The following is a 10543-nucleotide window of genomic DNA, read 5'->3' as shown; positions in this document are numbered from 1 at the left end:
TAGCCATGGTCTCGTGGGCTCGGAGATGTGTATAAGAGACAGCGTTTAACATGTGCAGATTGATATTTATGTCTTCAAAAGTAAAGATGCCAGGCATAATTGGTATACATCCTTTTATTATCGAGAGCACAATTACCGCACAAAATACTCCTGTTAATCTAAATGAGGAATCTGAGTGCAATAAACATTTTACAATAGAATTTTGATTTCTTACATAAGTACATACTATCACAGATTTCTCGTTTTTCTCATTTTTCTCCAATTGCCCCTGTTGTTTATTGACCATTTTACAAATCAATTTTCTAATAAAAGAGCTCTTTCTTAGTAAGGGAACTATGCCCATAGGAAGATTTTGCAGATGAAAAGCACAATCAAAATTTTGTAGTTCTTCAAATCGACTAGCTCGTTGTATAGTCCTTATTTCAGGACTAGAAAAGAATATTAATGGCATATTGGAATGAAAACGATCAAAAGTAAAAGTTCTATCTGAATGATATTTAGTTGGTTTTATTCTTCGGATTTCCCTTTCTGAAAGGAGCATCAGGTCATCTTTAAAACCCTCAAACATATTGATTATTGAAGCTGTTCCAGAAACAACACCTGCTCCAAAATAGATTCTCAATTCGGCTTCTAAAACAGTTTTTTTTAATTGTTCTGCAGCATATTCTAGCATGAAAGTTGTCAACCCTGGACATAATCCCATTCCTGTAAAAATTGTTCCCCGAAAATTTGTTATGTTCTCATTTTTTATTTCTAGTACACGTCCACTATGTCCATAGTCATCATTAATATCAACACATATTACGTGATTTCTTAAACAAATTGTATAAATATCTGTTCCTACACATGAAAAAGGACCAAGTGCCAAAATTATAATATCAAATTGTTTAATAACAGATTCTATATTTTGGGTATCATGTATGTCCATTTTTATGAACTTTACTTTCTTCTCTGATATCTTATGAATACCTCTTGATGCTATAAATAATTCACAAATATCATGATAATGTAGCAAGTAATCTGTAATAAATTGTCCCGCAATCCCTGTGCCACCAATTACTAAAACTTTCTTTTTAGACATAAATTTCTATCTTTTTTTAAGCTTATCCAACAAATTATATAATACAGAGTGATCCCCAAACTAAAAATGCCTGGTAGTAAGCATTCGGTCTTGGGAATTATCCAAGTGACAATAGATAAAATAATTGTTAGTATAACAGGGTTCACAACTATAGACCATCGAGGAACTATAGCTTTGGATGAAAAGTTACTAAATCCAACAATCAGCCAGGTCACTGGAAGTAGAATAAACATAAAGGGGAAAAAAGGTATATTAGATCCTGTTAATAATTGCCAATCTATATTTGTTTGCATTATCATTTTTGATGTACCAATACTATATATTATGGCATAGCTGTAATGATAAAACCCCAACATCAATAAAGAATAAGATATACAGAATGTATTAATAAGCGCAAGCTTTTTATTAACTTTACACATTGTTGTGTATATGAAGTATGTCCCTAATATCCAAAAAGGAAAAGTAAAAATACATCCAAAAGATGATAAATTTAAAATAGTTTCTTCTAAAGAAAGTAGTCTTGAAACAAAATAATCTGTTTCAACAGTTTTCATCTGTACTAGATAGTCGCAGGTTGTGATAAATAAACCTGAGATTACACTTATAATGATTATACAGTCATAATTACGATTGTTCATTCCATAAAAATTAAAAAGCTGCCGGAATCTTTTAGCTTCCGGCAGTCTTTATTTATTTTAAATATTGAATTTTGAAGGGATTACCTTCTGTTTTTATCTTTAAAGGTTCATACTTATCTTCTTTATAGTTGTAAAGATAATAACCTGTTCCTTGAGTAGAAGCCATCCCGAACACCATATAGTCTCCTGCTTTACATTGACTACATGACCAACCCGTAGTTCCGTCAAAGTTCATTTTTTTGACAGTTTTATTATAAACATCTATTTCAAATGTTTGCATTGATTTGTCATTTACATAATCAGGTGGATTACTAACATATCCCGGAACATTGAAATATCCATATAGCTTACCATTTCCTGTATATGTTTTGCTATAAATATAATTTGCTTTATTACCCTTTATGTCCGGTATACTAATTGTTTCTATTGGGAAATAGTATGACTGATCAAAGTCTGTTTCTCCTTTCTTTATACGCAAGAAACCTTCTGTACAGTTTGCAAAATATCCGAAGCCTCCTACACAATAAATATAAAGATCGCCTTTTTCATCAATGAAAGGATCACCTGAATACTCATAAGCGGTTGCCATTGTAGCTCTATTATCAGATATCATTTTAATAGGCTTGTCTGTCTTTGTATCAATCAAAAGTACATAAGCTCCAGTATTAGGGTTAAACTGGGACTTATCTTGAGCTAATCCTACATATAAAATACCATCTCTAATAACCGAAGCACCAGGTTCAGGATTTTTATCACCACTTTCTTTCCCAATTGCATATTCAGATAAATCTATTTCACCTGTTTTTTGCATTGTCGTAGGATTTATTATATACAATTTTCCCAATCCTACGCATGATATATAAGCTTTTTCTTCTGAATCAAATGTAAGGAATGCAGGAAGAGAACCGGAAGGGAGAATCATCGTTTCTTTTTCTTGAATTAGCAAACCATTCTCGACTCTGTACTTATATAAACGGGCATTCATCGATTCTAAGACATAAATGTTACCCCCATAAGTAAAAAGAAAAGATTCTTTTGCAAAGACCAAAGAATTTTGTGTACTTGTCTGTTCTACATTTAAATCTTTAAATAGACTAACATAAGCATTATCACCCACCGTGACACTATGAACAAAACTCATATCGTCTTCTTCATCTGTTGGAAACGGATCATCTTTACTACATGAAATAAAACTTAAAAAGGTCGCTAATAGCGACAATAAAAACCATTGATTTTTCATTTTTTTTATTTTTTTAGTTAAAATAATTATTTATAATATTACAAACTCATCGCTCCCCCTGAAGATTCATCACCAAACCAATTAAATCGTAATTTAATTTTAAAAGTACGACCTTGTAAAGGCTTTTTAAATTCCATATAGCTCTCCTTGTTGAATATATTTTCAACTTCAAACCCTAATGATACTTTATTTTTCCAAATAGATTGCTGGAATCCTGCCGTAAAAAGATGACTACGAGGAATTAACCATTTCTTTCGCTGTTCTGGTAAGTTACTCATTTGCCAACTCCAATCAAAATCATGAACGTAAGATGCGTCTATATAGATTCTAGATATTTCATGTTTCCCAAGTAATCCCTCTGTATGATACTCTAAACCATAGTTAAAATAAAAACGAGGAATATTGGGTACCTGTTTATCATAAGTCGGGTTTTTCACACTTTGGTCATTAGTAGTCCATTTTAGCTTATCCCGAATATCTTGATAGGTTAAGTTAAAATAACTATAAAGCTGTGGAGTCACATCTATTTTTAAATCAAAATCTCCCCCCATGATCTGAGTCTTACCCAAATTCGTATAAATCATTCGTATATCAGCAGGAAATAAACTTATCATATCTGTTATATACATATAATATAAATTTGTCTCTAACTGAAAACGACTTAACCCCATAAAATTACTTTTATCCATGATTAACCCTAAATTTATATTATTACTTATTTCGGGATTTAAATCAACTGAAGGCTTTACTGTCACTCCGTCTCCAAACAATTCTTCCGTATCAGGAAGCCTCACGTTATGTGATAAGGAAAATTTACCTCTCACCCCTTTGAAAAATTCATAACTGATTCCTTCACTTATTCCATAGTAAAAATTGTTTATTTTTGTTTTTTTCGGTTCTTTCTTAACACTTTCAGATTCATCTACAATTTTATCACTTGTTCTATATATTCCAGAATTTAAATAGTATAGACTGAACATTAAAGAGTTTTGAAGTTTGTTATTACGTGAAGAATACTCATGTGCTAACCCCAAAGTATTTCCCTTCATATTACTGGGAAAACCACTAGGGTCAAAACCAACATATTCTGCTGTATAATCATCCTTAGGTCTATACCTTGAATATGTGAATTGATTGTTAAGATTAAAGGTATGTTGCTTTAACTTGTATTTTAAATTCAATTTATGTCTGATTTCAAATTGTTTGTCATCTGAATAGTTTAATAAATTATCATCAGTTTCTCCCATTGTATTTGTTATGGTTCCATCCCATTGCCGTTTTGTTCTAGCGGTATCAACCAAATGCGTATGAATGATTGGAGTTACTAGACCTGACTTGAATTCAAGGTTTTTAAATAAGAAATTCTTCTTCTCTAAAGTTAAAGTAGGCATAATGTTTGTCCCATGTGTATGAGAAAAACGTGAATCAAAATCTAAGGCCTGAATTCCCTTTTTATTGTTATAAAAAGCACATTCTAATTCAATCTTATCAAACCAGAATTTTGTAAATGTTAAACCTACATTATACATTGTGGACCTATAATAATCATTATTTCTTATTACTTCTTGGTAGGCACTTGAAGGTAAATTTGTTTCAAAAACAGGATAAGTCATTTTATAATTATTATCCGATTTATTATGAAAAAAACCTCCTCCAATTTGAATCCCTGGTTTTTCAAACATTTTTTTTACACTGACTAACGTTTTGGAAGTACCAAATGAAGCAAACTCCTGAGTAAAGCCTACCAAGTCACACTCGTCCTCTCTTGTAACAACATTAATCGCTCCTCCCAGACCATCACTGCCATATTCAGCAGGAACTATTCCTTTATATATCTCAATATATTTAATGGCATCAATAGGTATGTCGTTTATATCAAATGAACCATCGGGGCTATTTAAAGGAAAACCATCTATATAAATAGCTACTCTTTTTCCTTCCAGACCATGTATGGACATTTTAGAAGAGCTACCCAAACCTCCGGATTTTCTAACTTTGATTCCAGAAGTACGAGTAAGTACTTCTTCAATTCCAGTTGAACGACCTCTTAATTTTGCTCCATCAACAACCGTTACAGCCATAGGACTTTTACGTATATGATTTATTTCTGCCTGCTGTGAGGATGCTTTTACCACGACCTCATTCAACACTTCTGTACTTTCTTCCAAAAAGAAATTTTTAGTTGTATTTCTATTTACAGTAACAGACTGTTTTATTGTTTTGTATCCGATAAAAGAAACCTCTACAAGATACGTTCCGTTTTGAGGTAATTTTATTCTGTATAACCCATTATCATTTGCATTATCTCCAACCTGATTTTTTCGTATATATACAGAAGCTCCTACAACAGGTTCATTTGTCTTTTTATCTACGATTCGACCAGAAAGAAAAACTTGTGCCCAAGATATCATAGGGAAACAACATATTCCCATAATGACTAAAATTGTTTTTACTTTTCTACACAACATAGGTTTATAATAAAATTTTTTTTTAACATGCATATTATAGTTACATTGGAAGCTTTAGATACATTTATCGTGTCAATATCAATCCAATTGCATAATTTACTATATGCTGTATAATATGCCTTTAGAATAGCTTCTTTACGTGAAAAAATGTCAATAGGAGAAAATTCTTTCTTATCTATACACGCTATCTCTTGGGGTGTACAAAAAAGAGAATATTCCTTTTTTGATAATATCGTCGTTTGATCTTCAATATCTACTCCAATACCCTTATACCTCTTTTTCTTTCCAACAGCAGCAACTGCTATTGCATCTTTATGAGATATAGAACCAACTATGTCAAATGGCCATATTGGTTCACCATCTCTTCCTTTTAAAATGGGAACTATTTCCTTTTGTAAAGTCTGTAAGGCACGATGTGCGGCACAACGTCCCAAAATATAAGTTTTAAGACGTATTTCAGACCATTCTCTTTTAATGAATATTTTTTCCTCATTAAAGAGATTATCTGAAGTAGCAAAAGGACTATCTTCCACAATTTCTACTGCTATATCGGAAAAGGGTAATACAAGCATATTTATACATGCAATTCTATATAATTCATTATCAACTTAGCTAATTCCGCATGATATTTTGTAATAAGAACATGCCCTCCTGGCAATTGGTGGAAAGAAACTTTCTGAAAGTAATTATTCCATAGATGTTGATTGTTTCGAATTGTAGGCTCATCCTCTCTACCGACGATGGAACATAATGGGGTTTTCAATTTACAATCAAGAAACTTGTAATTTACCATTGCTACAGTATTCATTCTCAACTCATGCAAATATTCATGTTTTTCTTCATCTGATAAAGTTGCGATCAATTCTTCATTCAACAGATCTTTTGCACGTGAATAATCCAAAAGGGCATTATCGTCATTTGAAAAGAATTGCATTAAGTCATCACGCAATGTAGGAGGAGTTCCACCAATCATTATAATACCCTGTATCGGAATATTTTCTTGTTCAAATCGTTTACAGATATCATAAGCAATATAGCAACTGTAAGAATATCCCATGATAAACAAAGGAATCTCTTTATCAGCCTCTTTCAGTTCATTGGCTAATAGCGCACCAACTTCTTCTACAGAGGACTTTATCTCACGTCCATCTCCATGTCCCGGATATTGTACTGTATATAAGTTGATTTCTCCGGTAAAATCCCCAGAAAATGTACTATACATACCAGGGGTTCCTGCTGCATATGGAAGACATATAAGTTTTGCATATGGAGTAGAAACCTTTTTCATACAAATGAGATTCTCAACTTTATTATTCTCTATTTCTTGTTCAAGCAGTTCGGCTATCGTAGGTTTATCGAATAAATCTTTTAATTTGATGTTGGTTAATCCGACCTCCTTTAATTCTTTTATTAACCTTACAGATCGGATAGAGTCGCCTCCTATATCCCAGAAATTATCAAATACACCTACCTCTGGTATCCCTAATACCTTTTCCCAGATTAAGGTTATTTGTTTTTCCCTTTCATTCCTTGGACCTACAATATCCCTTTTAACAAAATTTTGTTTCTGATTCGCAATATTGGGTAATTGCTTCTTGTCTGTTTTTCCATTGGCAGAAATTGGAATCTGCTCTATTCTAGCCATTGCGGAAGGTAACATATAGTGAGGTATCTTCATTTGCAGAACAGACATTATATCCTTGTATTCTAAATCATAATTATTTGCTGTAACATAAAAAGCTACAACTACAGGCTGTTTGTTTACATCATATTGAATCTCTGCACAAGCCTCTGTAATACCTGATACTTTTAATAAAGCATTCTCTATTTCTCCTAATTCAATTCTATACCCTCTGACATTTACTTGAAAATCTTTACGTCCTACAAATACAATATCGCCAGTTACAGTCATCTTTACAACGTCTCCTGTATTATATACAATTCCTTCATGAGTAATAGGATTATTGATAAATACAGATTTCGTTTTCTCTTCTTTATTCAAATAACCACATGACACTCCCTCGCCTCCAATATAAAGGATACCAGGAACTTCTGGTAGTGTATATTCTAAATTATCATTTAATACATATACTTGTGTATTATAAATCGGTTTCCCTATTGGAACTATATTTAAATGACATTTGCCGTCTTCTTCAATCGGGATAGGATAAAAAGTGGAAGCCACCGTTGTTTCTGTAGGGCCGTATTCATTAATAAATTTGTGCAAAGGATAATTTTCTAACCACCTGTTTATATCCGAAACATTGATAATTTCAGCACCCAGCATAATAGTCATATTGGGTGATAGGTTTACAGGTCTCTCCAAAAATCCCAACATATTTACCAACATTGAAAAATGAGAGGGAGTTACATTCAAAAAATTGATTTTTTCTTCATCTATAAAATACAGAAGTTTCTCTATATCTTTAGTTGCATTATCGGAAAGAATGTGTAAAGAAGCTCCGGCAATGAAAGGTAGCCAATTAGAAGTAACAGTCATATCAAAGGAATACGATGTTATTAAAGCAAACCTGTTATTACAGTTTACATTAAACGCTTCTTTCTCATAATTCAAAAAATTGGATACATTTCTATGCCTAAGCATTGTACCTTTAGGTTGTCCTGTTGAACCAGAAGTATAAATCATATAAATCAAATCATCAGGAGTATTACAAGGTACTATATTATCCATAGATTGACTATTTATATCATTTACGGTGTATCGACGATATGTATCAGGTAAAGGAATAGAATCATCATCAAGTAACACACAATGTTTAATGTTGGGGGTATATGAACTATTAATATTGTCTACATGTATTCCTTGAGTTACAAGAACTTCTGCTCCACAGTCATTTATCATATACTGTATTCTATCCGAAGGATAAGAAGGGTCAATTGGCACATACGCCCCACCTGCTAAAAGAATTCCAAGTTGTACTATAGGCAAATCAAGCGTTCTGTTCAGTAATAAAGCAACCTTAGAATTTCGTACCACTCCAAGAGAACGTAAGAAATGCGCCATCTGATTAGCTTTTTTCCAAAACTCTGTATAAGTTAAAGAAACTCCTTGATAAGAGATCGCCTCTCTATTAGGATACAAATCTACAGTATTACTGATCTGTTCATATATTGTTTTAAGAGGATAAGCATGTTCTGTTTTATTTGTTTGCTCCAATAATTTTATATAGAAGAGAGGGAGTATATTTGAACATGAACGCTCTTCGTATCCCTTAGTGTTTGTATCATCTACCAATTGGTTAAGCATAGACGTGAATTGTTCAGAAAGTAGTTGTATGTATTCCGCATCAAATAGCTCACGAACATAATTCCAATCAAAACACCATTTATTTTCCCATGTATACATAACAAGGTCTATATAAGTACCAGGTGCACCTGTCTGTACTTTAGGCGCACCAATTGTCAAATATCTAGATGAATGACTGATACCTTTGGGAAGCATATTGATAGAATTACTAAAAATAATTGCACTCAAAGAGCTTTGTTTTAAGCCTTCCTGTTCTGCGATTTTTCTGGACAATTCTATTGAAGATATTGGATACTCAAGCATGGTTCGTACAAATTGTTCTATCTTACGTGCAATAGAAACAATCGGTTCTTGTGGAGATGTTTGGATACGGACAGGGAAAATATCAAGAAAACTACCTATTATATTTTTTGCATTAGGTAAATGCTGTTCCCTGTTAAATACAGGCATGTTGATAATGAGATCATTTTGTCCAGACCACAAATTCATCAGTTTAAAATAGCATGCCATAAGTAAGGAATTAAGGCATATACCAGAAGTATGAGAACTGATTTCAAGAACTTTATTCATCAATAAAGAATCCAATTCCGTATGTAAGGTATTAAAATGGACTTTATTTATTAAAGATGGCTGACATTTCGTGGGAATAGATATTTTCTCTGGTAAATCTTTAAACACCTTTAGGGCAAAATCCATTGCATTCTGATATCGCTTTGTTTGCCTTCTGAATCTCTCCACAAAAACATAGTCAGAAAAAGTTAGACCTTTTTCTTGTTCAACAGTTATTTCTTTACCAGCGATAAACTGATCATAAGTTGATGTTAATTCTTGAAGGAATTGAAAAAAGCTGAAACCATCAATTATCTGGTGATCAATATGTATAATTAATTCATGTTCATCTTCCCCTGTTTTATAAATATTACAATAGAATAAAGGATACTCTTTAAGGTCAAATCTGTGATCATGATCTTTTTCGTCCTTTTGTAAAAAGAATGTTTCCTGTTGTTCTTTGTTCATTGAAGTTATATCTTCATAAGAACTTTTAAATGTCGGATATTCAGGAAGAGTTATCATCTCAGGTTTATCCGACTCTTCGGAAAGAATAGAATGTAACAATGGATGACAGTTAATAATGTGATTTAACGTCTTGTCCCAACATGCTGGATCAAAAAAACCTTTCAATTGTGTCCGACAAATGATATAACAACTTAATCCTGTCGGTTCATTACGGATAAAACTTTTACTGTGATAGAATAATGTTTCTTGGAAATCCATTAACGGAAAAGAATACCCCTCTGGAGTTACATAGCGTTCCTTAATGGTTTGTGCTATATCTCGTATACAAGTTTTATCTTTTATATCATCTAATGTTATTTTATCAAAAACTTCAGTTAAGCGCTTCATCATTTGATATACAGCGGCAAAAGAAGTCACTTTAGTTATAATATTTTCTGTATATTGTATTTCTAAAGAGGGAATTCCTATTTCTTCGCTGATAAACTCTCGAACTAACAGTTCATATTCATTTAAAGGAGATTGAAGTTCTTTTAATAAATATTGTTCAAGATAATGTTTTTGAGAGACTAAGGTCGGATATTTATAGAAGAAACTATTTTCTAATTTAATATTTAACAGTTCTTCAAGTTTAGAAACAGCCATCATACTGCGTATTGAGTCTCCTCCTAAAGAAAAGAAGTTATCTTCTATATGAATGAGGTTTGTTTTTAAAACTTCTGACCATATTTTTTTGAGAACCAATAAATAATCCATATTATGAGATTCTTTGTTTAGTTTTACAATTGATTTATTATACTGTCCTTGCTCAAAATACTTTGCCATAGATCGACG

6 protein-coding genes are annotated in these 10543 nt (G+C 32.3%); all 6 read right to left on the bottom strand.

Annotated features, from left to right (window positions below; translation table 11 throughout):
- On the bottom strand, window positions 1-1081 hold a 1081-nt coding region (locus LPH68_RS24270), incomplete at its 3' end, for an NAD-dependent epimerase/dehydratase family protein (protein ID WP_230297178.1).
- On the bottom strand, window positions 1060-1719 hold the full coding sequence (locus tag LPH68_RS26880) for a DUF6796 family protein (protein WP_008778686.1): 660 nt from the start codon (window positions 1717-1719) through the stop codon (window positions 1060-1062). The genes LPH68_RS24270 and LPH68_RS26880, both read right to left, overlap by 22 nt.
- Before the next feature lie 52 nt (window positions 1720-1771).
- Window positions 1772-2959: a YncE family protein gene (locus tag LPH68_RS24265; RefSeq protein WP_004292650.1), complete on the bottom strand. Its 1188-nt coding sequence runs from the start codon at window positions 2957-2959 to the stop codon at window positions 1772-1774.
- Window positions 2960-2997: 38 nt separating this feature from the next.
- Window positions 2998-5427, bottom strand: coding sequence for a TonB-dependent receptor (locus tag LPH68_RS24260; protein WP_017140788.1), 2430 nt, complete (start codon window positions 5425-5427; stop codon window positions 2998-3000).
- Complete coding sequence (locus tag LPH68_RS24255) at window positions 5409-5999, bottom strand: 4'-phosphopantetheinyl transferase (RefSeq protein WP_004292648.1); 591 nt, start codon at window positions 5997-5999, stop codon at window positions 5409-5411. The genes LPH68_RS24260 and LPH68_RS24255 overlap by 19 nt, the downstream gene beginning before the upstream one ends.
- A 2-nt stretch (window positions 6000-6001) precedes the next feature.
- On the bottom strand, window positions 6002-10465 hold the full coding sequence (locus LPH68_RS24250; RefSeq protein ID WP_230297177.1) for a non-ribosomal peptide synthetase: 4464 nt from the start codon (window positions 10463-10465) through the stop codon (window positions 6002-6004).
- Window positions 10466-10543 lie beyond the last annotated feature (78 nt).

This window comes from Bacteroides sp. 1_1_30 (genome assembly GCF_020982715.1).
In the GTDB taxonomy this organism is placed as follows: Bacteria; Bacteroidota; Bacteroidia; order Bacteroidales; family Bacteroidaceae; genus Bacteroides; species Bacteroides xylanisolvens.
This window is presented reverse-complemented; position numbering and strand designations above follow the sequence as displayed.